Genomic DNA, 23,785 nt, shown 5'->3' on the forward strand with positions numbered 1-23,785 from the left:
TTCGATCGCCGTAATGGCAGTTTCTGCAATGTATCTCGTCGCCGTCTTCGGCATCTTCGGGTCGATCACCGGATCAGTCAGCCGGCTCGCCGACAGCGTCGCCGGTATCGCCGCCCTCGAGGTGTCGGGTATCACCGACGCCGGGTTCGGTGACTCGATCACCGCCGAGGTCGCCGCGATACCCGGCGTCGCCACCGCCGCGCCGATGATCCGGATGACGGCGCAGACGCGATCCGGACCGGTCCTGCTGTTCGGCGCCGACAAGAGCAGCGCCGAACTGGGCGGCGCGCTCAAAGACGCTGTCGCCCAACCGGTCGAGCAGCTGGCGCAGACACCGGACGGTGTGCAGGTCGGGCCAGGCGTCGGCTATGCCAAGGGCGACAAATTCCAGTTGGGCGCCGGCGAGGTGACCGTCACCGATGTGCTCGAAGGCGAGCAACTCAGCGACCTCAACAGCGGGCAGTATGTGCTCGCCCCGCTCGCGCTGGCGCAGAACGTCACCGGCAGAACAGGCCAACTCGACTCGATCCTGATCACCACCCGACCTGGCGTGGACCTCGCGGTGGTGCGCGACGCGGTCAACAAGGCCGTCGACGGCCGTGCGATCGTCGCGCCGCCGAGCATGCGGGCGGCACGGGCGGGTGACGGCGTCAAGATGATGAACTACATGGCGTTGATGGGCGCGGTGGTCGCGCTCATCGTCGGCGCGTTCCTCATCTACACCACCATGACCATGGCGATCACCCAGCGCCGACCCGTGCTCTCCATGCTCCGCGCGATCGGCGCCAGGCGCGCCACCATCGTGCGCGACATGTTGGCCGAGACGGCGGGGCTCGGCGTCATCGGCGGTGCCATCGGGTCAGCCGCCGGAATAGCGCTGGGCCGCATCGCGATTGGACGACTGCCCCCGGCGCTGACCCAGGGGCTGGAGGCCAGGGTCCAGTACTGGCTGCCGGGGTACGCGATTCCGATCGCCCTCGCGACGACGGTGCTCACCAGTGTCGTCGCGGCGGCCACGGCGGCCAGGCAGGTGTACAAGGTGTCACCGATCGAGGCGCTGGCACCGGTCGGCGTGTCGGCGGCGGACCGGGTGCCGAGGTGGCTGCGCGTCGCGGTCGGAGTCGGCGCCATCGCGGTGTTCGCCGTGTCGATCATGATCGTCCTCGGCCGAAGCGGCACCATCGCCGTCGCTGCGATGTCCGCTTTGTTCTGCGCCGAGATCGCCATCGGCTTCGCCGTCGCGGCGTCGATCGTCAAGGCCACCGCCGTCGTCGCCAGGATGCTCGGCTCCGCCGGGTCGCTGGCCTCCGCGACCATCGAGCGCTCCCCGCGGCGGGTGTGGGCCACCGTCATGACCGTGCTGATCGCGGTGGTCACCACGGTCCTCATCACGGGCACGAACACCGACATGATCCGCTCGGCGCGCGCCATCTTCGCACCCGTGGCGGGCGTCGATGTCTGGGTGAGCGCGGATTCGCCCGACCGGTACGCGACCACCCCTCTGCCGCAGGGCCTTTCGGATCAAGTGCGCGCGGTGCCGGGAGTCCACCGGGTGGTCGAGGGCTCGTTCGCCTTCGCCGACGTGTCAGGCACCCGCGTCATGCTCGACGGATTCTCCCCCGGCACCGCCGATCCGCTGTACCAGGCGCTCGACGCCCGGACACGCGACGAGGTGCTCGCCGGTCGCGGTGTCGTGCTCACCCAGAACCTGGGCAGGTCACTTCAGGTCAAGGCCGGCGACACGCTGCGGATGCAGACGCCGCACGGTGTGCAGCAGGTGACGGTGTTGGCGCTGGTGCCCTACTTCTCCACCGTAATCGGCACCGTCGGAATGGAACTCGGTCAGATGCGCGCATGGTTCGACCGGCCGGCCGCCACCACGCTTCAAATAGCCGGCACCCCAGGGGTTCTGCGAGACATCCGACAAGTCGTGCCCCCCGAGAACTACGTATACGACGGTGCGGCGGCCTTGGCAGGCATGGAAGCACCGATGCGGCAGAGCATGTTCATCGCCAACGCGGTGTGGATCATCGTCGCGTTCGTGGCCGCCGTCGCGCTGCTGAACACGCTGACGCTGTCGGTGCTGGAACGACGCCGGGAGATCGGCGTGCTGCGCGCCATGGGATCCAGCCGCAGACTGACCCTCGGCATGGTGCTTGCCGAAGCGGCCGCCATCGGTGTCGTCGGCGGCGTGCTCGGGCTGATGTTCGGGCTGGCCGACCAATGGCTCTACAGCCTCGTCAGCGGCGACATCATGAACTTCACCGTCGAGTTCCGGCCGAGCCCGATGGCGCTCGCCTTCACCCTCGGGGCGATCGCCATCAGCCTGCTCGGCTCGGTGCCGCCCGCGCGACGGGCCGCGCGGCTCAACATCATCGAGGCCGTCAGCGTCGAGTGATTCCGCGAAAGTGACGTTTTGCAGCGGTCTACTCGCACTTCCCCTGCAAAACGTCGCTTTCGATGGCCGTCAGCGTCGAATGATCAAAAGCCGGCCCGCACAAGCTCGGTGAACAGCGGAGCGAACGGGTCCTCGACCGGGATCGCGAGCGAGAAGGTCGCGAACGGACCGATGAACGTGTTCACCGTATGCCCGGCCGCACCGGTGCTCGCGCGCCCCAAGCCCAGGTTGTTCTCCGGGTCGGTGCCCGACGTCAGCACGTTGGTGAACAACGGTGTGCGAAGCACGAACGCGACATAGTTGTCGTCGGGATCGGCGGCCGAGGTCACCGAGAACAGGCCGAAGAAGCCGTGTGTCGAGCTGATGAAACCCGGGTCGGCGTTCGGTTTGGGTGCAGCGGCCGTCGAGCGCACCTGCAGTGCTGACACCTTGGTGAAAGGCGCCTTCTTCTTCGGCGCACGCCGATGCGGCTTGGGGCTGTCGTTTTTGGTCGACGCCGTGCTCTTCTTGGCCGACGGCGGATGCGACGACTGCGACGACTCCCCCTTCTTTGAATCCGCCGCCGCGATCGCCGGCGTGCTCACCGCCGCCAACCCGACGCCCAGCGCGATGGCCAGGGCCCACATGCATCCGATCTTGTGTGCGTTTGTCATGGGTCGCTCCCTTTCCCCTATAGGAGTCACGAAGCGCCCTCGCGGGAAGTTCAACCGTGCGCCGACGTCGCGAAACCGAGCAGCTGCGGTGTGCACGGCGGCGGCACGGCTGTGCGGCGGATGCGGCGCAGGCCCGCGGTGTCGAAGCCTGCCGAGGCGATAGCCTCGACGGTCCTGCGGTTGGGATGGCACCCGGACGCCACCGCGGCCCACGGCCTGGCGATCAGATCCTGGAACCGGCCCATCACACCGTCGCCGCGGACGTGCTCGAGGACCACCAACCGTCCCGCCGGCGTGAGCACCCGCCGGATCTCGTCGAGTGCCACGTGCACGTTGTCGACCGAGCACAGCACCAGGCCGACGTGAACCGAGTCAAAGCTGTTGTCCGGGAACGGGATCGACTCTGCCACCCCGGCCACCACGTCAACCACCAGGCCGCGGCGGCGCGCGGCAGTCGACGCCATCCGCCGAAACGCCGCCTCCGGTTCCACGGCGGCGATCGACGTCACCGCCCGCGGCACGAACGCCAGGTCGGTGCCGGGTCCGATACCGATCATCAACAGCCGACCGGTCGCGTAGCTCATCGCCTCGCGGCGATACCGGTCGTAGAACAGCTTCCCGAACACCGGTGTGCCGAGCCGGTAGACATACGGGAACAACGGGTTGCGCCGGGTCACGGCATGCCCAAATCCATACGGAAGGGCGGATATTCGTCTCGCATCAACGAGACGTAGACAGCCACCCGGTAGCGGTAGCGCACCATCCCCATCAACAGATCGAACATGCCTTCGTGGATCGAGCCCTTGACCAACAACCACGCCGCATTGATCACGCACAGCGCCTGCAGGAAAGCCTCCATCGCCCAGCACAGCACGATCTGCGGCAGGCCCAGCAACCACCATTTGACCAGCACCGACCATCGGTCCAGCCGATCGGGATAGTCGACGTCCAGGTCGCCCGGGTAGTCGGGCCTGGCCGCAAGAGTGAACGGCGGGTACTTGTCGGTGGTGTTCATCGGGAATCGGTAGTTCATCACCCGCCAGGACCACCGCAGCACCCCGACGTTGAAGTCGAAGATCCGGCGCGGATAGCGGCCCGTGCACAAAATCGCCACGCCTGCAACGAAAGTCGAGAAGGGATACACCAGATACAGGCCGATCAAGATCGGGTAGTGCGGCACCGCAAGCACGCACCACTTGACCAACCAGAGCCAGCGCGACGGCGCATCGATGGCGCCGCGCACCGTCACCGGGTCGGCGGTCATGAGCTCGGCATGGCCGCGAGATCCCTGCTGACCTCCGCGGAGATCCGGCGGTGACTCACCGAGCCGAGGAAGGTCGTCAGCGCCCACGTCATGTAGCGGTCCGGGATCACCGCCGCCGGCCTGAGCACCGCCTCGGTGTGCGACACCTGCAGTGCGGTCACCCGCGACACCGCCGATACGCTGCGTCGCCGCGTCTTTTCGTACCAGCGCAACGCTTTCGACGGATCGCCGCGCACATCCGCGAGCGCCTTGCACAGCACCATCGTGTCGAGCAGCGCCTGATTGGTGCCCTGCGCGAGTGTCGGCGGCATCGTGTGCGCGGCGTCGCCAAGCAGCGTCAGCGGACCGCGGCCTGGCCCCGGCACCGGATGCCGGAAGTGCGGGTACGGCGAATCGGCCAGATCGGCGTCGGTCAGCGTGGCCAGCAACCCGTCGACCGCGTCGCACCATCCGGTGAAGTGTTGGCGGAGAACGGCTATCGGCGATTCGGGTCTGACGAAGCCGAACGACCACGGCAGGTCGAACCACCACTGCACCTCGGATCCGCCCGCGGGCCACAGCCCGAGGTTCCCGTGCTCGCCGATGACCAAAAGTGCGACGTGCTTGTCGGTGAGGTCGGCAAGGGTGGCCAACCCCTGCCAGCTACACCAACCCGTCGGCTCCGCGTCGCGCGCCCCGACGACGTCTCGCACCTTCGAATGCAGACCGTCCGCGCCGATGAGCAGATCAGCATCTGCCGCACCGCCGTCCTCGAACTCCACGCGCACCCCGTCGCGAGATGCGGACATCGTGGCGGCGCGCCGGTCGAATCGGATCCGGTCGGTCGGGAAGCCCTCGAGCAGGCGTTCGAGCAGCACGCGCCGCGGCACCATCCGGACCGACGCGCCGAGCCGTTGCACGATCGCCGTCAGGTCCAGCGTGACAAGCGGGCGGCCCGTCGACGTCATCACCCGCACGCTGAACAGCCGCTGGCCTGCCCCGGTCATGTCGACACCGAGCTGCTGCAGCACCGTCGCACCGTTGGGCCAGATCGTGACGGCCCCGCCGCCGGGCTGGGTGTCCGGGCGCTGTTCGACGACGGTGACGTCGTGTCCGTCGCGCAGTAATCCCCTGGCTGCGGAGATGCCGCCGACGCCAGCGCCGACGACGAGGATTCGCAGCCTCCTCCCCACGCACTCAGGCTACGACGAAGGCTCTGGCAACATAGCCGTCTGATGAGACTGAGGCCGGCCGTGCTCGACCCACTGGTCGTCGGGGTGCTGGCCGCCGCGGTGAGCCTGGCAGGTGCGGGCCGACCGTCGTTCTGGTACGACGAAGCGGCGACCATCTCGGCTTCCTACAGCCGGTCGCTGCCTGCGCTGTGGCAGATGTTGGGCAATGTGGATGCCGTCCACGGCCTGTACTACCTGGTGATGCACGGCTGGTTCCAACTGTTTCCGCCAACGGAGTTCTGGTCGCGTGCGCCCAGCGGATTGGCCGTCGGCGCAGCGGCGGCAGGCGTGGTGGTGTTGGCCAAGCAGTTCTCGTCGCGCACCGTCGCGGTGAGCGCAGGAGTGATCTGCGGAATCCTGCCCCGATCGACGTGGGCAGGCATCGAAGCCAGGCCGTATGCGATGACGATGGCGGCCGCGGTCTGGCTGACGCTGTTGTTCGTCGTCGCTCTTCGCCGCGACGACGCGCGGATCTGGGTGGCGTACGGCATCGCGTTCGCGGCTTCGACTCTGCTCGACATCTATCTCGCGCTGATGTTGTTGGCGCACATCGCATTCCTCTGCCTATACCGACCCGGCCGCAAGACGTTGATACGGTTCGGCGTCGCGGCGGGCCTGGCGTGTGTGGTGTTGGCCCCCTTCGTGCGCGAGGCGTTCGGTCAGGTGCACCAGATCGTCTGGATCGCGCCCGTGGGCCGACGCACGCTCGAGGACGTGACGATCCAGCAGTATTTCGAGAGGAGCCCGCCGTTCACGATCGTGTCGGCGCTCGTGGTGGCGACGGCGGTCGCGGTGTGGCTGTTCACCTCAGCGGAGCCAGACCGGCGGCTACTCGCCTTGGCGGCCGCATGGCTGGTGCTTCCGACCGCCGTGATCCTCATCTGGTCGGCGGTCGTGAACCCGATCTACACCCCCCGCTACTTGTGCTTCACCGCGCCTGCGGTCGCATTGGTGTTGGGGGTGTGCATCGGCGCACTGGCCGTCAAGCCGTGGGTGGCGGCGGCTGTGGTGAGCGTCTTGGCGATCGCTGCCGCGCCGAATTACCTTCTCGTGCAACGTGGTCCGTACGCGAAGTACGGAATGGACTACAGCCAGGTGGCCGACCTGATCGCCGCGAAAGCCACCGCGGGTGACTGCCTGCTCGTCAACGACACCGTGACGTTCATGCCCGCACCGATGCGGCCGTTGCTGGCCGCGCGGCCTGACGCCTACCGGAAGCTGGTCGACCTGAGCCTGTGGCAGCGAGCGACCGACCTCAACAACGTCTTCGACACCAACCTGATCCCCGAGGCCACCGCCGGACCGCTCAGCGACTGCCGTGTCGTGTGGATCATCACCCAGGCGGACACGCCGGGCCAGCGGTTCTCCGATACGCCCGCATACGCGGTGCCCAACAGCCTCGGCTTCCAGTTCGTCGACCGTTGGTCGTTCAACCTGGTTCAGGTGATCAAGGCGACCAAATAGCTACCAGACGCGGATGTAGTCCACCAGATACGCGGCCGGGTAGGTACCCAACGCGGCGTCGCCTGCCCCGACCCCACCGACCGCGAGGGTGAACATCGGCGACAGCCAATAGCCGGGATTGTTGAACGGCCACCGCAGGTCGGTCACATTGCCGTGCACGGGGATCGGCTTGTTCGGCACCGTGAAATACGGCTTCGCGCCGTCCGTGTAATCCCGCCAGAACTTGAAACCGTCCTCGCCCCAATTCATCCGCCAGGTATGCCAGGCGCCGTCGACCATCCCGGGAATCGACTTTCCTTCCCAGGTCTTGCCATTGGACGCGGCGTGCACCGTGGTTCCCGGCGCCCAGTCCCCGTTGCCGTACCACTCGAACATGTCGACTTCGCCGTCGGGCAGCGGATCCTCGTTCACCGCCCAGAACGCGGGCCACAGCCCGGGGAACAAGCAGTCGAGCTTGATCCGCGCCTCCCAGGTGGTGTTGATCGGCACCCGCCAGTTGCCCCGCACCTTGCCGCTGTAGTAGTTGCCGAACTCCTGGGTGGCCAGCAGGACCAGGTTGGAGTTGCCGTCCAGGAACACGTTGCGGCGGTCGTCGCGGTAGATGCCCTCGACCGGCGGGAAGACATCGTCCTGCCAGCTCTGCACCGTCCAGTTCGCCGGGTTCGGCGCCGATCCGGCGGGTCCGTCGAACTCGTCCGAGAAGATGTACCGGCCGGGATCACCGCTTGGCGGCGCGGCCCCGGCTTCCGGTAGGGGGATAGCGGCGGCCAGCGCACCGAGCCCGGCCATCAACATCAGGTTGCGACGATCCATCTGAGGCACGACTCGAACCCTAGAGGCACAACGCGGGGCCGCGCGCGATTTACCGACGGTTTTTGAGAATTTGATTAGAGCGGTAGGCTCGGAACCGATTTGTCCGGATCGGGGAGCAAACCAGGTGGACCTCGTACTCGGTCTGTCGATCAGCTCGGCAGACGTCCGATGGGTGCTGGTAGAAGGCACGTCGGCCGAGGGCGCCACAATCAGTCGCGACGCGGTGGATTTCGACACCCTCGACGACGTGCTGACCGCAGTGGGCGACAACAGACTGCACGCCGTCGGGATCACCTGGGCAAATGAGGCCGAGGCGGCCGCATCCACCCTGCTCGACGCGCTGACCGAACGCGGTCTGTACAACGTCATCACCGTGTCCGACGAGGAGGCCGCCGACGCGCTGGCGGCGGGTATCGCCGATCGGGGCGGCTTCACCGACGTGGCTGTCTGCCTGTTCGAACCCGACGGCGCACTGCTCACCGTGGTGGGTGCGGCCGGGGTGACGACGGACCGGGTCGAACCGACGGCCGACGAGATCTTCGCCACCCTCGACCGCCACGCCGCCCGACCCGAGTCGATCTTCGTGCTCGGTTCGGCAGGCGACCTCGATGCCATCGCCGCGTCATTCGACGGGGCGGGCGTGCCGGTGATCACCGCGGCCGAAGCCGACCTCGCGCTGGCCAGGGGCGCCGCGCTGGCGTCGGCCGGGGCGGTCAACACTCTGACCGCCCCGTCTCGAAAGTGGCGGATGCCGTCGCGGACCGCCGCGCTGACGTCGGTGGTGGCGGCGGCGGCCGTCGCGTTAGTCGTTTCGCTGTCCGCCGTGCTCGGTATCGGGCTGACGCCCGACCGGGAAACGGTTGTGGCACAACGGGATGCGGCCGCCACGGTCGAGCCGCCCGCGAAGCCATCCGCCGCGCCTTCCGCTCAGGCTGCGCCCGCATCCGCTGCGCCGCAGCCGGTTCCGGAGGCCCATCCCATCGTCGAGGCCGCAGCGCCACTGCCGGATGTGCCGGACGCCATCCCGATGGTCGTACCGCCGCCCGCAGCGCCTGCGCCCGAACCGGCGTCCGTGCCGCCCGCGCCGAACTACGTACCGCCCGCGCCCGCGCCGGTTTACGTGCCGCCAGCGCCGCCGCCGCAGCCGCGGTTGCGCGACCGGATCATCGAACGCATCCCGATCATCAACCGATTCCACGAACCGCAGTACGGCTACGGCAATTAACGGTGCGAGTTGTCGCGCCAGATGAAGCTGTTCACGTACTTGCCCATGTCCAGAGCCAGTTGCATGTTGACCCCCGACGGGTGGCCGCTGCCGAAGCTCGGGCTGAATTCGTGGTAGGGGCCGATCGCCGCCGCCACCAACGCGTAGTTCTTCTTGATCGCCACCATCACCAGTAGCCTCAGCCGTGTGAAGGTGCCCGCCGAGTCCTGCGGGTAGGCGTCTTTGACCACCCCGTAGCCGGGCTGATAGCCGACCATGGCGTTGGGTATCTCGTAATCCGTTGTGGCGTCCGGATATTTCTCCCCGATCAGCTGTTCGGCGATCTGCTTGGAAGTGCGCCCGTTGGCGGGAAGTCCGAAGAACTGCATCCTGCCGGTGTCGCCCGCGGTGAAGTCCACGTTCACCCCGTCGGGATCGAACGTCACCTCATACGCCGTCCCCGCGCGGGGATATTGGACGGAGAACCTGCCGTCGCTCGACATGAACCACGGGTTCGTTTCGACGGGTTCGCCGATCGGCGGCTGCCCACAATCGGGCGGACACACGAACTTCGGCGACTCGGGCGTCGCCAGCACCGACACCGCGACCGCCGCGGCGGCCACGACGGCAGTGCCGACCCCCAGACCCGTCAACACCCTGGCATGAGTGATGTGTCGGGTCGGCGCGGTCTCATACGAGCCCGCCGGCATCGCGTAACCCGGTCGGGTCACGGGTGCGCTTGGGGGTGCGCGCCGTTGCTGGCGCGCCGTCCGCGACGAGGCACGCGCGGCCACCCCGCAGTTCGGGCAGAAAGCCGTGTCCGGCACCACATGGTCGCAGTGCGGGCACAACACATGCCGATCGGGTGCCTGCGGGTCGCGCTCCTCGTACAGCAGCATCGCCTGCAGCCCGATCCGTAGGGCCAGCAAGGCGATCGCCGCGATCACCAAGTGCAGTCCGAGATGCAGTCCTTCGAAGAAGGGCAGTGACTCCATCACCCCGAGAAGGCTGTACAGCAGCAGGGCCGCTGCGGCACTCGCCGCGAGCAGCACCACCGCCGGTCGCCGACTGCTGCCCGCGGGCGGCGTGAACCACAGCGCCCCGCCGAACAGTCCGCCGAGCGCCGCGGCGGTCAACGGGAGGGCGACGCCGAGAATCGCCGCCTGAACAAGGAGTTCGGTGATCGGCCGCGCGGCGTCCACCTTCGGGCCCGTGGCGAATTGGGGCGCGAACCGGGTGAGGGTGCCCGCCGCGGTGAACGCGATGGCTCCCAACGCGCCAATGGCGAACCCGTTCAACGACTCTCGCGCTGGCGGCCGGGTCAACCGCACCACGACCGCGGGCAGCAACGAGAGGACGGCGGTCAGCAGCGCTACCCCGAGTCCGGTGAGGACGGTGGCGGCGTCGACCTCGACGTCGCCGAATGCGACGTCGTAGCGCTCGGCGATGAGTCCTCCGCTCAGCACCCCCCAACCCACTCCGAACCCCACCCCGAGCAGCACAGTCAGGATCAACGCCATGGCGGGCAGATCGTCGTCGACATCCGCCGCGCGCAGGTACATGGCGAACAGCAATGGAAGCGCAAGAGCGGACAGCGCGATCAGGGGCGCTTGCCAGCGCAGCAGCCCGAATACCACCAACGCCAGGAACGCCAGCGCCATCGCCGCCCGAAACGGTGCCCGCGAGCGGTGCGGCAGATGCGGAAACAGGGTGCTCGCAATCGACAACCGCAGCACGTGTTCACCCGGTGCCGCCGCTGATGCGCTCATGCGCAGGCGGCCCCTGCGCTCACCGCGCTCCGCAGGAAGGTGTGTGCCGCAGGTACCGCAGAACGCGGCCGCAGGCACCTCCGCGTCACAGACCGGGCAGTGCATCATCGCGGCGCGACGCCCCTCTGGATCTCCAGCAGATCCCGGACCAGGAAGTCGACGTTGGGGCTGCCGAGACCCGTCACCATGTCGTATCCGGGTTGCGACAGGTCGACGGCGTTGCCGCCAAAACTGATGTCGCGGAACGCAGGACGGTTCGCACCGGCGGCCACCCGGTAGAGCAGCGGGTTGATGTTGCCCAGCTGGTGTCCGCCGTTGGCGACCAGGTACTGGTTCATCAACACCGTCAGCGCGGCCCAGATCGGTGCGGCCTGTGATGTGCCCGCGCCGACCGCGTCCTGCTGATTGAACACGATCCGCACACCGGTGAACGGGTCGGCGACGGCGGACACGTCAGGGGCCAGGCGACGCTGCTTGATGTCGCGTTCCACCGAAATGTTGCGCTGCCACGCCGGACGGTTGAACAGCGCCGACACGCCACCGCTGGTGCCTTGGGACAGCGGCGAATCGACCCAGGCGCGTTCGCCCATCCAACCGCCGTTCTGGTCGGTCGACAGGGTGGTCCCGCCGACCGACGTCATCGCGGGCAGCGACGAAATCGCATCCAGTCCAATGTCATCCGGGCCGGGCGGCGATGCCCACTCGTCACCGCCCTTGCACTCAAGGCTCGCCGTGTCGCCGCTAGCGTCGAACGCCGACGTGCCGTGCTTCTGCGCGGTGGCCAGCGCGCCCTCCACCGGAGCCAGGTCCGCGGCCTTCAGCAGCGCATCACACCCCCAGCCGATCGACAGACTCCACACCGCGCCGGGGAACTGCCGATCGACTGACTCGAACAACTGCCCGATCTTTTCGTATGCCCCGTCGCCTTCGACGGTGGGTCTGGCGTTGACCACCACCTTCGTCGCGTCGGGCGCAATGGCATGTGCCACTTCGAGATCCATCACGGTCTCGGCGCCGGACGGTCCCGGCTGACCGCCGACCAGCACAGGGGTGAACCGCGGCAGTCCGGACGAGTCCGCGAACGCGTCGAGGTCTTTCTGGTCGTATCCACTGAATTCGAAGAACACGATGGTCGCGCCCTTGCCGGTGAAGCCAGCGGCGGCAAGGGGGTTGGCGTTGTAGGCCTCCAGCAATGCCTTCGGCCCCAACCCGCCGCTCGGCACATCCAGCGGCAAAATCCCCGGCGACGCCTCGCGGTGCGGGGTGTAGCCGAGGATGCGGCCCAGTTCGCTGACCACGCCGCGCACCGGTTCGGGCACCGCGGGCTGTTGCGGCGACGCGTAGAACACCTGCCCCTTGCGTCCACGGTAGTCGTGCACCGGCACACCGAACGCGGTTGCCACATCCTGAGCCGCACCCTCGATGACCGCCCACGCGTCGCCGGGCCGCCACCGCACCCACATGCGTTGTGCACCGGCCCATTCGAACAACGCGGCAGGCCGAACCGAGTCGGACAGCGCAGCCGTCAGTTGCACACTACCGTCCCGGGACGGCCCGAGATCCGTTGAACTGGCAAGCAACAACGCCATCGGGCCACGAATACCCGGTTGCTGGTCGGGAACCCGCGTATAGACACCGGCGGCAAGCACCAGCACCCCCGCCGCGACGATCGCCAGCAGGCGGTGACGCACCCGAATCCGGCGCTTACGGAACGCCGTTGATACCGGGATGCTGGCCAGGCGGAACATTCGGCGCCGGGGTGGCCTGAACGGGCGGAGTGAACAGGTTACCGCCGGTCGGGTCGATGCTCTTCTCCGACGGCGCCGACGGCGCGCCCGCTCCCGAGGTGGCGGTCGTTGCGGTCGTGGTGGTGGTCGTCGTCGTGGTTTCGGGCGCCTTGACTTCTTCCTTGGCGCATGCGGCCGTCATCGCACCCATTGCGACGATCGCCGACAGGCCCGCCACAGCGGCGAATCGGCGAGTCGAGAAAAGTGTTGCCATGATGCGGTCCTATCCGTTGTTCCGGTGAACGCCGGGTGGCTCGGTCGGGGCCGGCGGTGCCTTCACCGGCGGCGTGAACAGGTTGCCGCCGGTCGGGTCGATGCTCTTCTCGCCAGTCGTCGGTGGCGGAGCGGTCGGAGGCGCCGTGGTTGCCGGTGCGGTGGTGGTCGTCGTCGTGGTCGTGGTGGTCTCGGGCGCCTTTTCCTCCTCCTTGGCGCACGACGCCGTCAGGCCCACCATGGCGACGATGGCCGCCCCTCCGGCAACAGCCGCAAGTCGGCGAGACAAGCGGGATGACTCCATGTTCTTTCCTATCTATTGGCCTCGCAACTAGCCGATTTCTGACAACCGGTAGCCGCCGAGGAACTCGGCGTAGCCCTGCGGTGATCATGACACAGTTAACTTCGCCGGACTGAAATACCGAAAAATTGACGCTGGTGGTGGGCCAAACGAACACAAGAAATGTTCGAAAACGCTCGACTTGCCCTCAGGAAATTTTCCTCCAAGATGGCTTCTCAGCCGATGAAAAGGCGTACAGCTTTAGGGGAGTCACCCCACACGTGAGCCACAGGGAGCGAGATGAACACACTGCGCAAAGTTGTCGCAATTGCCTGCATAACCCCACTGGCAGCGTTCGGTGTCGCGGCATGCGGAAGCGACAAGGGCGGTGGCGGGGGTGGCGGCGGCGGCGATATCAACGTCGCGATGACATCGTTCCCTGACTACATCGATCCGCAGCTTTCCTACACCCTCGAGGGCTGGGAGGTGCTGTGGAACGTCTACACCCCGCTATTGACCTACAAGCACGCCAAGGGCAAGGAAGGCACCCAGGTGGTGCCGGGACTGGCCGAGAAGATGCCCGACATCTCGCCCGACGGTAAGACGTACAAGCTCAAACTGCGGCCGAACATGAAGTACTCCGACGGATCGCCGATCAAGGCTTCCGACTTCACCTATGCGATTCAGCGGCTGTTCAAGGCCGATTCCGGCGGTTCGGTGTTCTACGACGTCATCGTCGGCGCCAAGGACTACGCCGACGGCAAGGCGCAGACCATCAGCGGCATCAAGACCGACGACAACACCGGCGACATCACCATCGAATTGACCGAGCCCAACGGCACTTTCGAGAACATCCTGGGACTGATGTTCGCCGCACCGATCCCGCAGACGACGCCGCTGGACAAGGACGCGACCAACAATCCGCCGCCCTCCAGTGGCCCGTTCATGATCAGCAAGGTGGACGCGCCCCGCACGCTGACCATGGAGCGCAACCCGAACTTCAAGACCGTCAAGGACGCGGGCGCCACCGAGGTGGCCGACGCAGGTGTCGACAAGATCACGGTCACCGAGAACAAGAACAACAGCGCGCAGGTGACCGACATCGAGCAGAACAAGGTCGACTTCATGGTCGATCCGCCTGCGTCGGACCGCCTGCAGGAGGTCAAGTCGCGCTACGGCAATCGGTTCCGAATGGAAGACTCGATCAACACCTATTACTTCTTCATGAACACCGAACGCGCGCCGTTCAACGACCTCAAGGTGCGCCAGGCGATCAACTACGCCATCGACCCCGAGGCGCTGAACCGCATCTTCGGCGGCCGCCTGCATCCCACTCAGCAGATCCTGCCGCCAGGGATGCCCGGGTACTCCGAGTACAAGCTGTATCCCGGCCCCGACATGAACAAGGCCAAACAGTTGATCGCAGAGGCCAATCCGACCGACCGCACCATCACGGTGTGGACCGATGACGAACCCGACCGCAAGCGGATCGGCGAGTACTACCACGACCTGCTCACTCAGTTGGGCTTCAACGCGACGTTGAAGGTGATCGCGGGCGACGTGTACTGGACGACCATCGGCAACCAGTCGACCCCGGATGTGGACACCGGATTCGCCGACTGGTTCCAGGACTTCCCGCATCCCGACGACTTCTTCCGCCCGCTACTGCACGGCGACAGCATCCTGCCCACCAACGGCAACAACTATTCGCGGGTCAACATCCCCGCCAACAACGCCAAGCAGGACGAGTTGTTGACGAAGCTGATCGGCGACGGTGGCGTTGAGCAGCAGTACGCGGACCTCGACAAGGCATACATGGAGCAGGCGGTCTGGGCGCCGTACGGCAACGAGCAGTTCACCACGTTCCTGTCGGAGCGGATGGACTTCGACAAGTCCTATCACCATCTGCTGTTCAACCAGGATTACTCGTCCTTCGCGATCAAGTAGATCAAGTAGAAGATGACGGCTACTGTCGGCGAACTGGAGATCCCAGGAGAACCGCCGCTTCCCTCCGGTGTGCCCGCCTCACAGATCCAGGGGCGCAGCCCCTGGTATCTGGCCTGGCTTCGGCTGCGGCGCAACAAGATGGCGTTGTTCTGCGGCGGCGTCTTCATGCTCATCGTGTTGTTCTGCCTGGCCGCACCGCTGTGGGCGCAGCACGTCGCGCACACCGGCCCGAACGAGAACCACATCACCGAGAAGGTGCTGATCGACGGTCAGCCGACGAACGTGGTCGGCACCGACGGCACCCCGATCGGGCCGGGCCTGCACGGGCAGTATCTGCTCGGCGCTGACCAGAACGGTCGCGACGTGATGGTGCGGCTGATGTACGGCGGGCGCACGTCGATCTACATCGGGCTTGCGGCCGCCGCCGTCACCACGGTGCTGTCCGTGATCGTCGCGCTGCTCGCGGGCTACTACCGCGGCTGGATCGACTCGGTGCTGTCCCGGGTGATGGACGTCATCTGGGCCTTCCCGGTGCTGCTGCTCGGCATCGCGTTGGGCACCACGCTGGCCATCGGCGGGCTGAAGCTCGGACCCCTTGCGATCGCCGGTGATTCGATCTGGATCCCGATCCTGATCATCGGCTTCGTGTACGTGCCGTACATGGCGAGACCGATCAGGGGCGAGATCCTGGCGCTGCGGGAGAAGGAGTTCATCGAGGCCGCCGTCGCACAGGGCAAGGGTCCGCTGCGGATCATGTTCTCCGAACTGCTGCCGAACGTCATCTCGACGATCATCGTGTTCTTCACGTTGAACATCGCCAACAACATGCTGCTCGAATCCGCACTGTCGTTCCTCGGCGCTGGCGTCCGCCCACCCAACGCGTCGTGGGGCACCATGATCGCTGACGGCTACGAAATGATCTACACCGCACCGCATCTGACGATCGTCCCCGGTCTGATGATCATCGCGACGGTGTTGTCGCTGAACGTGTTCGGCGACGGGCTGCGTGATGCGCTGGATCCGCGCGCGAAAATCCGGCTGGAGCACTGATGGCTCGTTTCGTCGCCCGCCGGTTGCTCGGCATGATCGCGGTGCTGTTCGCGATCTCGGTGATCGTGTTCCTGATCTTCAACGTGATTCCCAATTCCGACCCGGCGGCGCGGATCGCGGGTAAGAACGCCGATCCGGCGCTGATCGCCAGGGTCAGTGCCGACCTCGGATTGGATCAGCCGCTGCCGATTCAGTACCTGACGATGATGCGGCAGATATTCACCGGACAATTGATGTCGTACGCCAAGGACCGCAACGTCGTCCAGCAGATCTGGGACGGTGTGCCCGCGACGTTCTCGCTCTGCATCGGGGCGGCGGTGATCTGGATGGTGCTCGCGGTGATCTTCGGCTACATGAGCGCGGTACACGCGGGCAAGATCACCGACCGCGCGCTGACCATCCTGTCGCTGGTCGGGATCTCGATGCCGGTGTTCTGGCTGGCCGCAATCCTGCTGTACTTCTTCACGTTCAAAGTGCAGGCGTTCCCGACCGGCGGCTATGTGCCGCTGACCGACGATCCCGCGCAGTGGGCGTACCACCTGATCCTGCCGTGGCTCACCCTCGCCGTGCTCTACGTCGGGTTCTACAGCCGACTGCTGCGCTCCAACATGCTCGACGCGATGAACGAAGACTATGTGCGCACAGCGCGCGCCAAGGGGCTGTCCGAGCGGCAGGTGCGGATCCGGCACGTGCTGCGCAACTCGATGATCCCGGTCGTCACGCTGTTCGGCCTCGACTTCGGCATGGTGGTGGGCGGCGGCGCCATCCTCACCGAAACGGTGTACAACCTCAACGGTGTCGGCCTCTACGCAGGTGAGGCGATCCGCAGCCTGGATCTGCCGCCGCTGATCGGCGTGACGCTGTTCGGCGCGTTCTTCATCGTGCTGTTCAACACGATCGTCGACATCGCGTATGCCGTGCTCGATCCGCGCATCCGGCTCGGAGAGGCGGCCCCAGCGTGAGCACCATCCTCAAGGTGGACGATCTGAAGGTCAGCTTCGCCACCGAAGACGGTGTGGTGCAAGCCGTCGGCGGCGTCTCGTTCGAGCTGCAGGCCGGCGAGGTGCTGGCCATCGTCGGCGAATCGGGTTCCGGGAAAAGTGTTACGGCGCAGACGATCACCGGGTTGACTCGCGCACCCAACGCGCGGATCACCGGATCGGTCAGCTACCGCGACCGCGAGCTCAACGGCATGTCCGACGACCAACTGCGGGACATCCGCGGCGAGCAGATCGCGATGGTGTTCCAGGACCCGATGTCGTCGCTGAACCCGGTCTACCGGGTCGGTGACCAGATCGCCGAGATGGTCCGGGCGCACCGCGACGTGTCGAAACGCGAAGCGGCGGAACGCGCGGTGGAACTGCTGCGGTCGGTGGGCATCCCGAACCCCGAACGCCGCGTCCGGCACTATCCGCACGAGTTCTCGGGCGGCATGCGGCAGCGCGTGATGATCGCGATGGCGCTCGCGCTCGAACCGGATGTGCTGATCGCCGACGAACCCACCACCGCGCTGGACGTGACGGTGCAGGCGCAGATCCTGCGCCTGCTCGACCAACTCAACCGCGAGCGCGGCCTCGCCGTCATCCTGATCACCCACGACCTCGGGGTGGTCGCCGAGATCGCCGACCGGGTGCTGGTGATGTACGCCGGCCAGATCGTCGAGAACGCAACGCTTGACGAGACGTTCTACGACCCGCAGCACCCCTACACGTGGGGGCTGCTCGGCTCGCTGATGCGTCTCGACCAGACCCGCACCGATCGGCTGGCCCAGATTCCGGGACAGCCGCCGTCACTGCTGGCCCCGCCGACAGGCTGCCGGTTCGCACCGCGCTGTCCGCACGAGTTCGACAAGTGCGCAGAACTCCCGACGCTGGAACCGCGGGCGGGTGGAACACATCTCGACCGGTGCTGGCTGGACCCCGAGGACAAGAAATCGCGTCGGACGCAGGTGATTCCGTGAGCAAGGGCGATGTACTGCTGGAGGTCACCGACCTCGTCAAGCACTTCCCCATCAAGGCCGGGGTGGTGGTCGACCACGAAGTCGCCAGGGTACGCGCCGTCGACGGTGTCAGTCTTTCGCTGCGCGAGGGTGAAACCCTCGGTCTGGTCGGCGAATCCGGATGCGGCAAGTCGACGCTGTGCCGGGCAATCCTGCAACTGACGCATCCCACGTCGGGGTCGGTGCGGTTCCTCGGCGAGGAGTTGGTGGGCCGGTCGCGGCGCGACCTGCGCCCGCTGCGACGGCAGATGCAGATGATCTTCCAGGACCCGTTCGCGTCGCTGAATCCGCGCAAGCGGGTCGGCCAGATCATCGGCGATCCGCTGGAACTGCACGGCATCGCCACGGGTGCCGCGTTGAAACGCCGAGTGCAGGAACTGCTGGACCGAGTGGGGCTGAGCCCCGAGCACTACAACCGCTACCCGCATGAATTCTCCGGTGGGCAGCGGCAACGCATCGGTATCGCAAGGGCTTTGGCGCTGCAGCCCAAGTTCATCGTCGCCGACGAACCGGTGTCGGCGCTCGACGTGTCCGTGCAGGCGCAGATCATCAACCTGCTCAAGGAACTCCAGGACGAGTTCGGTCTGTCATATCTGTTCGTCGCCCACGATCTCGGCGTGGTCCGGCACGTATCCGACCGCGTCGCGGTGATGTATCTGGGCAAGGTGGTCGAGAACTCGGAGACCGAGGACCTCTACCGCAAGCCGATACACCCGTACACGAACGCGCTGCTGTCGGCGGTGCCGATCCCCGATCCGAAACTCAACGCCGCGCGCGAGCGCCTCGTGCTGCAGGGCGATGTGCCAAGCCCGATCGATCCGCCGCCCGGTTGCAGCTTCCACACCCGCTGTCCGTGGGCCACTGAGGTCTGCACCACCGACGAGCCCGCTCTGCTCGAACATGCCGCGGCACACGTCGCGGCATGCCACCATCCCCGCAACGTCGAAAAGGCTGCCGTCTAAGGGAATTGCGGAGGCTGCAGGTACTGCGGTTCCTGCGGATAGGGATACGGCTGCTGGTACGGAGGCTGCTCGTACGGCGGCGGCTGGTATTGCGGCGTCTGCGTCTGCGGCACCTGGATCGGGATCGGAACCGGCACGAACGGCACCTTGATGTAGGTCGTGGTCATCGGCACCGTCGTGGTGGTCGTCGTGGTGGTGGTGGTCGTCGTCGTGGTGGTGGTAGTCGTCGTCGGCGACGTGGTGGTGGTCGTGGTTGTCGTCGGCGGAGTTGTCGTGGTGGTGAAATGCGTCGTCGTCGTCACCGGCGGTACGTACGTCGTCGTGGACGGCGGTGGCGGCGGTGCCTCGCTGGTCACCGTGACGGTCTCGGTCGGCGGCGGAGCCGACGGCGGCGGCGGTGCAGCACTGGTGGGCGGTGGTGGCGGCGGCGGAGCCGAGGTGGCGGTCTTCGGCGGATCGGTGGCCTTGGTGCTGTCGCTGGCGCTGGTCAATGCCACCGCCACCCCGCCGACGGCTATCACCGCGACCACGGCGGCCAGTCCAAAGATCAACTGCGGCAGTCGGTTCCAGCTGCTGCGCTGCTCTTCGATGGGTTCGGTGGGCGGTACGTACTGCACCTGCGGACGCGCGCCGGTGGTCGGTGGGTCGTAGACATCACCGGTGTAGGGCACGACATCGTCGGTGCTGTCGTCGTCCTGCGACCATGCCAGCGCGCGGAACGTCGACGACGCCGGCGCATCGAGCGCAGCGGTGACCTCCGCGGGGATGCCCGGCGCCATCCCGGTCTGCAGGTCGGACTCGGCGCCGTAGGCCGCGATCAGCGCGGCCCCGACCGCCGCGTCAAGCGCCGGTTGCGGTGTGGTCATCACCTGGGCCCGTGAATGCTCGGACAGCCTTTGCGTGATCATCGGGATGCTGGCACCACCGCCGACGGTGACCACCGCCGACACATCGGGCCAGCCGATCCTGTTGCGCTCCAACGCATTATCCAACGCGGCGAGTGCGCCGGACAGCCGATCGGCGATCAGGCTCTCCAGTTCCGAGCGCGTCACCCGCACACCCGACCGGTACCCCGGCAGGTCGGCGATCAGTTCGGTGACCGTGTCGGCGGACAGTCGCTCCTTGGCGCCGCGGCACTCCTCCCGCAACCGGGCGAGCGAGCCGACCGCGGCGGTGGCGGCGGGATCGATGCCGCCCGCGGCGGCGATGCCCGCCAGCACATGGTTCAGCAGCGCCTGATCGATCTGATCACCGGAGAAGTCGGCATAGCGGGTGGTGTCCTCGATCGGTGCGAGCCCCGCCGATGCGTCCGCCAGCGTGATGCTGGTGCCGCCGCCGCCGAAGTCGAGCAGCGCCACCACGCCGGTGGCGCTCAGGCCCGGGTTGGCGTGCAGAGCGGTCAGCGACGCGACGGCGTCGGAGACCAACCGGGCAGGCACCCCGTTGGGCGACAACGTCGAGTTGGCCCGCAGCGCGTTGCGCAGCGCCCACATCGTCGACGTGCCCCAGTGCGCCGGGACCGCGATCGCGGTCTGCGGCGACGGTTGGCCGCCGGTGGCCACCACCATCGCCTGCAGGGCGTCGACCAGTAGCGAATCGGCGGAATGCGACGACCCGTCGGGCGCTACCAGTGGCACCCGATCGCCGACCCGCTCCACGAACCCGCTCAGCACGATGCCGCCGGCGTGCGCTGACAGCACGCCGACTTCTGGCGCAGCGTTGCCGAATACGGTCAACACCGAGCGCCTGATCACTGGTTGATTGCCGACTAGTGTCGCGACCAGGTTGGTCGTCCCGATCGACAACCCCAACGGGTCGCTCATAACGGAGGACACCATAGCGGGCCGACAACACCAATCTCGTTAGACACTCCGCTTTTTGGGCTGCTTTGCCAGCCGGCTGGAGTCAACCGCATAGCTGCCGCACAGGATTCGGTGTTCTCGTTCACCGCGTGTGAACATTGCCACGCTGTGCAGCAACGACATTGGACGCCATGGCCGGACTTGAATTGACGGGTGTTTCAGCGGCGACGATCGCGTCCGCTCACATCGGAGAGTTACCGAGCTACCACCGGCGCCGGGGTTTCGTCCTTGCCGTCCTGGGTACAGGCTTGACCATGAGTTCACTGTGGCTTGCCAACCGCATCGAGAAGCCCCAACCACCCAATCCGCTCATCGAGGAAAACCGGCAAGTGGACGTCGCGGTGGTCGGCGCAGGGATCACCGGCCTGATCACGGCGGTGCTGTTGGCCAGGGCAGGCAAGGACGTCCTGGTGCTCGAGGCACACACCGCCGGTGCGGGCGCGACCGGCAACACGACCGCGAAGATCAGCCTGCTCCAAGGCACCAAGATGTCGAAGATCGTCGGCAAGCACGGCGCGAAGACTGCGCAACAGTACGTCGACGGCAACCGCGAGGGCCAGGAGTGGCTGATCGGCCACTGCGAGGCGCACGGCATCTCGGTGCAGCGCGAAGACGCCTACACCTATGCACAGTCGGAGAAGGGTGTGCCGTCGGTGCGTCAGGAGTTGGAGGCCTGCAAGGCTGCCGGCCTCGATGTGGACTGGGTGGACGAAGCAGACGTGCCGTTCGCGTTCGCAGGCGGTGTCCGGCTTGCCCACCAAGCGCAGTTCGACCCGATGCCCCTGCTGGACAGTCTGATCGTCGAACTCGACGAGCGAGGCGGCAGACTCGTGCAAGGCGTTCGGGTGCAAAAGGTTTCGGGCCAGGACGATGCGCTGACATTGAGCGTACGCACCTCCGACGGTGACGAATTCGACGTACAGGCCAAGCAATGCGTGCTGGCGACGGGCATCCCGATCCTCGACCGCGGCGGGTTCTTCGCCCGGCTCAAGCCGAGCCGGTCGTACTGCATGGCGTACAAGGTGCCAGGCAACATCACGCGCGGCATGTACATCTCGGCGGACTCGCCGACCCGCTCGGTGCGTTACGCGCCCACCGCTGACGGTGATCGGTTGATCGTCGGCGGCGCGGGGCATCCCGTCGGCCATCAGAAGAGCCCGGCCTGCTCGGTGCAGGAACTGGACGCGTGGGCCAAGAAGACGTATCCGGGAGCCATGCAGACCCACTACTGGTCGGCGCAGGACTACACGCCGATCGACGAATTGCCGTATGTGGGTCCGATCCTTCCCGGCAACGGCAACATCTTCGTCGCAACGGGTTTCGACAAATGGGGGATGACCAACGGCACGGCTGCGGCGCTGGCGTTGTCCAGCATCATCCTTGGCGGTCGGATGGACTGGGCGCAGGCTTTCGCCAGTTGGAGCCCGCACGAGTTGTCGGGCATCCCGAAGGCCATGCAACTGAACATGGAAGTGGGGCTGTACCTCGCCAGGGGCTGGATCACCCCGGTGACGCGAATCGGCAACCGCACACCGGACAGCGGTGGTGTCGTCAGCGGCCCGCCATGGGATCTGGAGGCACGCAGCGTCGTCGACGGCGTCGAGCATCGGGTGTCGCCGGTGTGCCCGCACCTCGGCGGGATCGTCAACTGGAACGACGCCGACCAGTCGTGGGAGTGCCCGCTGCACGGTTCACGCTTCGCACCAGACGGCACATTGCTCGAGGGCCCCGCGACACGGAATCTGACTGCTGCTCAGTAGCCTGTCGCCATGGGCGACATCGAGGAGATCCAGCAAGTCAAGTACCGGTACCTGCGTGCGCTCGACACCAAGCACTGGGACGACTTCGCCGACACGCTGACCGAGGACATCATCGGTGACTACGACGCATCGATCGGCGAGTCGCACCACTTCACCGACAGGGACTCACTCGTCGAGTTCATGCGGACCTCGATGCCCGCCAACATCATCACCGAGCACCGCGTCACCCACCCCGAGATCACCGTCGACGGAGACGAGGCGTCGGGCACGTGGTACCTGCAGGACCGGGTGATCGTGCCGGACTTCAACTTCATGTTGATCGGCGCCGCGTTCTACCACGATCAGTACCGCAGGACCGCGGACGGATGGAAGATCAGCAAGACCGGCTACGACCGGACCTACGACGCCACCATGTCGACCGAGAACCTCAACTTCAAGTTGAAAACTGGTCGCGCGCTTAACATTTGACCGCTACTCGGTGATCGCGATCAGCGCGCCTGGCTGAAGCCAGCGGATGATCTCCACCAGCGTGCCGTCGTCGATGGACACGCAGCCCGCAGTCGGACCGCCGTCGGTGCTGTGCAGGAAGAACGCGCCGCCGTTGCCGGGCACCCTGGCCTTGTTGACGCCCATCACGACAGCGTGCTTGTACTGCGGGATGTCGAGGTTCTCGGTGCCACTGGCGGGCGCCGTGTCGAACGGGCAGTCCTGCTTCTTGCAGACCTGCATGGTGTTGTAGGTCGCGCTCTTCATATCGCCGTCCCACCAGTGATCCGGTGTCACCTGGACGTATTGCAGGCCGCCGCCCGGATTGGGTGCGGTGCCGAACGCGAAGTCGAGCGTGTAGATGCCGAGCGGGGTCTTCATCTGGCCGTCGTGGGTCGCAGGTGCGAATCCGTTCGCGCCGACGTGGGCGGGGATGCCCGCGCGCAGCGGCTGCCATCCGTTCGGACCGCGCTGGAAGACGTCCAGCTTCGCTGACGAACCGCCCGCTCCCACAACGGAAATCACCTGCGTGGCGTTGCCCACCTGCGGGGCGAACCACGGCGTGTACTCGGCCAGCGCCACGGGCGCCGCGGTCAGGTAGACGGCTCCCGCGCACAGCAGAGCCAGCAGTCGGCGCACGTCCTCCATGGTCAGTGGTGCCAC

21 protein-coding genes are annotated in these 23,785 nt (G+C 66.6%); 10 read left to right on the forward strand and 11 right to left on the reverse strand.

Going from position 1 to position 23,785, the window contains the following annotated elements:
* Positions 1 to 13: 13 nt before the first annotated feature.
* The gene (locus C1A30_RS22775; protein ID WP_235010353.1) at positions 14 to 2,398 is read left to right on the forward strand and encodes an FtsX-like permease family protein; all 2,385 of its coding nucleotides are present in this window, start codon (positions 14 to 16) and stop codon (positions 2,396 to 2,398) included.
* Positions 2,399 to 2,481: 83 nt separating this feature from the next.
* On the opposite strand, the gene C1A30_RS22780 is transcribed toward C1A30_RS22775, so the two are convergent.
* From C1A30_RS22780 to C1A30_RS22795, 4 genes are read right to left on the reverse strand one after another with little or no spacing between them, the layout of a single operon-like run.
* Positions 2,482 to 3,051, reverse strand: a complete 570-nt coding sequence (locus tag C1A30_RS22780; RefSeq protein ID WP_101950649.1) for a hypothetical protein — start codon at positions 3,049 to 3,051, stop codon at positions 2,482 to 2,484.
* 50 nt (positions 3,052 to 3,101) lie between these two features.
* A complete protein-coding gene (locus C1A30_RS22785) occupies positions 3,102 to 3,728 on the reverse strand; it encodes a class I SAM-dependent methyltransferase (RefSeq protein ID WP_101950650.1) in 627 nt (208 codons plus the stop codon).
* Complete coding sequence (locus tag C1A30_RS22790) at positions 3,725 to 4,294, reverse strand: DUF4389 domain-containing protein (protein ID WP_101952814.1); 570 nt, start codon at positions 4,292 to 4,294, stop codon at positions 3,725 to 3,727. The genes C1A30_RS22785 and C1A30_RS22790 overlap by 4 nt, the downstream gene beginning before the upstream one ends.
* 17 nt (positions 4,295 to 4,311) lie before the next feature.
* Positions 4,312 to 5,487, reverse strand: a complete 1,176-nt coding sequence (locus tag C1A30_RS22795; protein WP_200828402.1) for an NAD(P)/FAD-dependent oxidoreductase — start codon at positions 5,485 to 5,487, stop codon at positions 4,312 to 4,314.
* 42 nt (positions 5,488 to 5,529) lie between these two features.
* On the opposite strand from C1A30_RS22795, the gene C1A30_RS22800 reads away from it, so the two are divergent.
* Entirely contained in the window at positions 5,530 to 6,990 is a 1,461-nt protein-coding gene (locus C1A30_RS22800; RefSeq protein WP_101950651.1) for a glycosyltransferase family 39 protein, read from the forward strand.
* Here the strand turns inward: C1A30_RS22800 and C1A30_RS22805 are convergent, their stop codons facing one another.
* A complete protein-coding gene (locus C1A30_RS22805) occupies positions 6,991 to 7,803 on the reverse strand; it encodes a family 16 glycosylhydrolase (RefSeq protein ID WP_101950652.1) in 813 nt (270 codons plus the stop codon). It abuts the gene before it with no gap.
* A 124-nt stretch (positions 7,804 to 7,927) separates the two neighbouring features.
* Between C1A30_RS22805 and C1A30_RS22810 the strand changes: the two genes are divergently transcribed.
* Positions 7,928 to 9,028, forward strand: a complete 1,101-nt coding sequence (locus C1A30_RS22810) for a hypothetical protein (RefSeq protein ID WP_101950653.1) — start codon at positions 7,928 to 7,930, stop codon at positions 9,026 to 9,028.
* Here the strand turns inward: C1A30_RS22810 and C1A30_RS22815 are convergent.
* From C1A30_RS22815 to C1A30_RS22830, 4 genes are all read right to left on the reverse strand, one after another.
* Positions 9,025 to 10,776, reverse strand: coding sequence for a zinc ribbon domain-containing protein (locus tag C1A30_RS22815; RefSeq protein WP_235010152.1), 1,752 nt, complete (start codon positions 10,774 to 10,776; stop codon positions 9,025 to 9,027). The genes C1A30_RS22810 and C1A30_RS22815 overlap by 4 nt on opposite strands.
* A 104-nt stretch (positions 10,777 to 10,880) precedes the next feature.
* The gene (locus C1A30_RS22820; protein WP_101950655.1) at positions 10,881 to 12,524 is read right to left on the reverse strand and encodes a S53 family peptidase; all 1,644 of its coding nucleotides are present in this window, start codon (positions 12,522 to 12,524) and stop codon (positions 10,881 to 10,883) included.
* Positions 12,481 to 12,777, reverse strand: coding sequence for a hypothetical protein (locus C1A30_RS22825; RefSeq protein WP_101950656.1), 297 nt, complete (start codon positions 12,775 to 12,777; stop codon positions 12,481 to 12,483). Before C1A30_RS22825 ends, C1A30_RS22820 begins: the two co-directional genes overlap by 44 nt.
* A 9-nt stretch (positions 12,778 to 12,786) precedes the next feature.
* Positions 12,787 to 13,080 carry a hypothetical protein gene (locus C1A30_RS22830; protein ID WP_101950657.1) on the reverse strand — a complete coding sequence of 98 codons (294 nt, stop codon included), beginning with the start codon at positions 13,078 to 13,080 and terminating at the stop codon, positions 12,787 to 12,789.
* A gap of 276 nt (positions 13,081 to 13,356) precedes the next feature.
* Between C1A30_RS22830 and C1A30_RS22835 the strand changes: the two genes are divergently transcribed.
* Genes C1A30_RS22835 through C1A30_RS22855 form a run of 5 tightly spaced genes read left to right on the forward strand, consistent with a single transcriptional unit; the run spans position 13,357 to position 19,014 of the window.
* Complete coding sequence (locus tag C1A30_RS22835; protein ID WP_101950658.1) at positions 13,357 to 15,003, forward strand: ABC transporter substrate-binding protein; 1,647 nt, start codon at positions 13,357 to 13,359, stop codon at positions 15,001 to 15,003.
* A 12-nt stretch (positions 15,004 to 15,015) separates the two neighbouring features.
* Complete coding sequence (locus C1A30_RS22840; protein WP_101950659.1) at positions 15,016 to 16,053, forward strand: ABC transporter permease; 1,038 nt, start codon at positions 15,016 to 15,018, stop codon at positions 16,051 to 16,053.
* Positions 16,053 to 17,015 carry an ABC transporter permease gene (locus C1A30_RS22845; RefSeq protein WP_101950660.1) on the forward strand — a complete coding sequence of 321 codons (963 nt, stop codon included), beginning with the start codon at positions 16,053 to 16,055 and terminating at the stop codon, positions 17,013 to 17,015. The genes C1A30_RS22840 and C1A30_RS22845 overlap by 1 nt, the downstream gene beginning before the upstream one ends.
* On the forward strand, positions 17,012 to 18,013 hold the full coding sequence (locus tag C1A30_RS22850; protein WP_101950661.1) for an ABC transporter ATP-binding protein: 1,002 nt from the start codon (positions 17,012 to 17,014) through the stop codon (positions 18,011 to 18,013). Before C1A30_RS22845 ends, C1A30_RS22850 begins: the two co-directional genes overlap by 4 nt.
* On the forward strand, positions 18,010 to 19,014 hold the full coding sequence (locus C1A30_RS22855) for an ABC transporter ATP-binding protein (RefSeq protein ID WP_200828403.1): 1,005 nt from the start codon (positions 18,010 to 18,012) through the stop codon (positions 19,012 to 19,014). Before C1A30_RS22850 ends, C1A30_RS22855 begins: the two co-directional genes overlap by 4 nt.
* Here C1A30_RS22855 and C1A30_RS22860 read toward each other — a convergent pair.
* Positions 19,011 to 20,837, reverse strand: a complete 1,827-nt coding sequence (locus tag C1A30_RS22860; RefSeq protein ID WP_101950662.1) for an Hsp70 family protein — start codon at positions 20,835 to 20,837, stop codon at positions 19,011 to 19,013. The genes C1A30_RS22855 and C1A30_RS22860 overlap by 4 nt on opposite strands.
* A 293-nt stretch (positions 20,838 to 21,130) precedes the next feature.
* Here C1A30_RS22860 and C1A30_RS22865 point away from each other — a divergent pair, with 293 nt between their 5' ends.
* Complete coding sequence (locus C1A30_RS22865) at positions 21,131 to 22,636, forward strand: FAD-dependent oxidoreductase (RefSeq protein WP_101950663.1); 1,506 nt, start codon at positions 21,131 to 21,133, stop codon at positions 22,634 to 22,636.
* Positions 22,637 to 22,645: 9 nt separating this feature from the next.
* Positions 22,646 to 23,104, forward strand: a complete 459-nt coding sequence (locus C1A30_RS22870; protein ID WP_101950664.1) for a nuclear transport factor 2 family protein — start codon at positions 22,646 to 22,648, stop codon at positions 23,102 to 23,104.
* A gap of 3 nt (positions 23,105 to 23,107) precedes the next feature.
* Here the strand turns inward: C1A30_RS22870 and C1A30_RS22875 are convergent, their stop codons facing one another.
* The gene (locus tag C1A30_RS22875; protein ID WP_200828521.1) at positions 23,108 to 23,761 is read right to left on the reverse strand and encodes a L,D-transpeptidase; all 654 of its coding nucleotides are present in this window, start codon (positions 23,759 to 23,761) and stop codon (positions 23,108 to 23,110) included.
* Positions 23,762 to 23,785 lie beyond the last annotated feature (24 nt).

This window comes from Mycobacterium sp. 3519A (assembly GCF_900240945.1).
Classification (GTDB): Bacteria; Actinomycetota; Actinomycetes; order Mycobacteriales; family Mycobacteriaceae; genus Mycobacterium.

Excerpts from the sequence above, each read along its gene's own strand:
- C1A30_RS22825 (WP_101950656.1), bottom strand. The coding sequence starts at position 12,777 with ATGGCAACACTTTTCTCGACTCGCCGATTCGCCGCTGTGGCGGGCCTG.
- C1A30_RS22865 (WP_101950663.1), top strand. The coding sequence starts at position 21,131 with ATGAGTTCACTGTGGCTTGCCAACCGCATCGAGAAGCCCCAACCACCC.
- C1A30_RS22835 (WP_101950658.1), top strand. The coding sequence starts at position 13,357 with ATGAACACACTGCGCAAAGTTGTCGCAATTGCCTGCATAACCCCACTG.
- C1A30_RS22775 (WP_235010353.1), top strand. The coding sequence starts at position 14 with ATGGCAGTTTCTGCAATGTATCTCGTCGCCGTCTTCGGCATCTTCGGG.
- C1A30_RS22820 (WP_101950655.1), bottom strand. The coding sequence starts at position 12,524 with ATGTTCCGCCTGGCCAGCATCCCGGTATCAACGGCGTTCCGTAAGCGC.
- C1A30_RS22830 (WP_101950657.1), bottom strand. The coding sequence starts at position 13,080 with ATGGAGTCATCCCGCTTGTCTCGCCGACTTGCGGCTGTTGCCGGAGGG.
- C1A30_RS22805 (WP_101950652.1), bottom strand. The coding sequence starts at position 7,803 with ATGGATCGTCGCAACCTGATGTTGATGGCCGGGCTCGGTGCGCTGGCC.
- C1A30_RS22845 (WP_101950660.1), top strand. The coding sequence starts at position 16,053 with ATGGCTCGTTTCGTCGCCCGCCGGTTGCTCGGCATGATCGCGGTGCTG.
- C1A30_RS22870 (WP_101950664.1), top strand. The coding sequence starts at position 22,646 with ATGGGCGACATCGAGGAGATCCAGCAAGTCAAGTACCGGTACCTGCGT.
- C1A30_RS22780 (WP_101950649.1), bottom strand. The coding sequence starts at position 3,051 with ATGACAAACGCACACAAGATCGGATGCATGTGGGCCCTGGCCATCGCG.
- C1A30_RS22800 (WP_101950651.1), top strand. The coding sequence starts at position 5,530 with ATGAGACTGAGGCCGGCCGTGCTCGACCCACTGGTCGTCGGGGTGCTG.
- C1A30_RS22840 (WP_101950659.1), top strand. The coding sequence starts at position 15,016 with ATGACGGCTACTGTCGGCGAACTGGAGATCCCAGGAGAACCGCCGCTT.
- C1A30_RS22860 (WP_101950662.1), bottom strand. The coding sequence starts at position 20,837 with ATGAGCGACCCGTTGGGGTTGTCGATCGGGACGACCAACCTGGTCGCG.
- C1A30_RS22815 (WP_235010152.1), bottom strand. The coding sequence starts at position 10,776 with ATGAGCGCATCAGCGGCGGCACCGGGTGAACACGTGCTGCGGTTGTCG.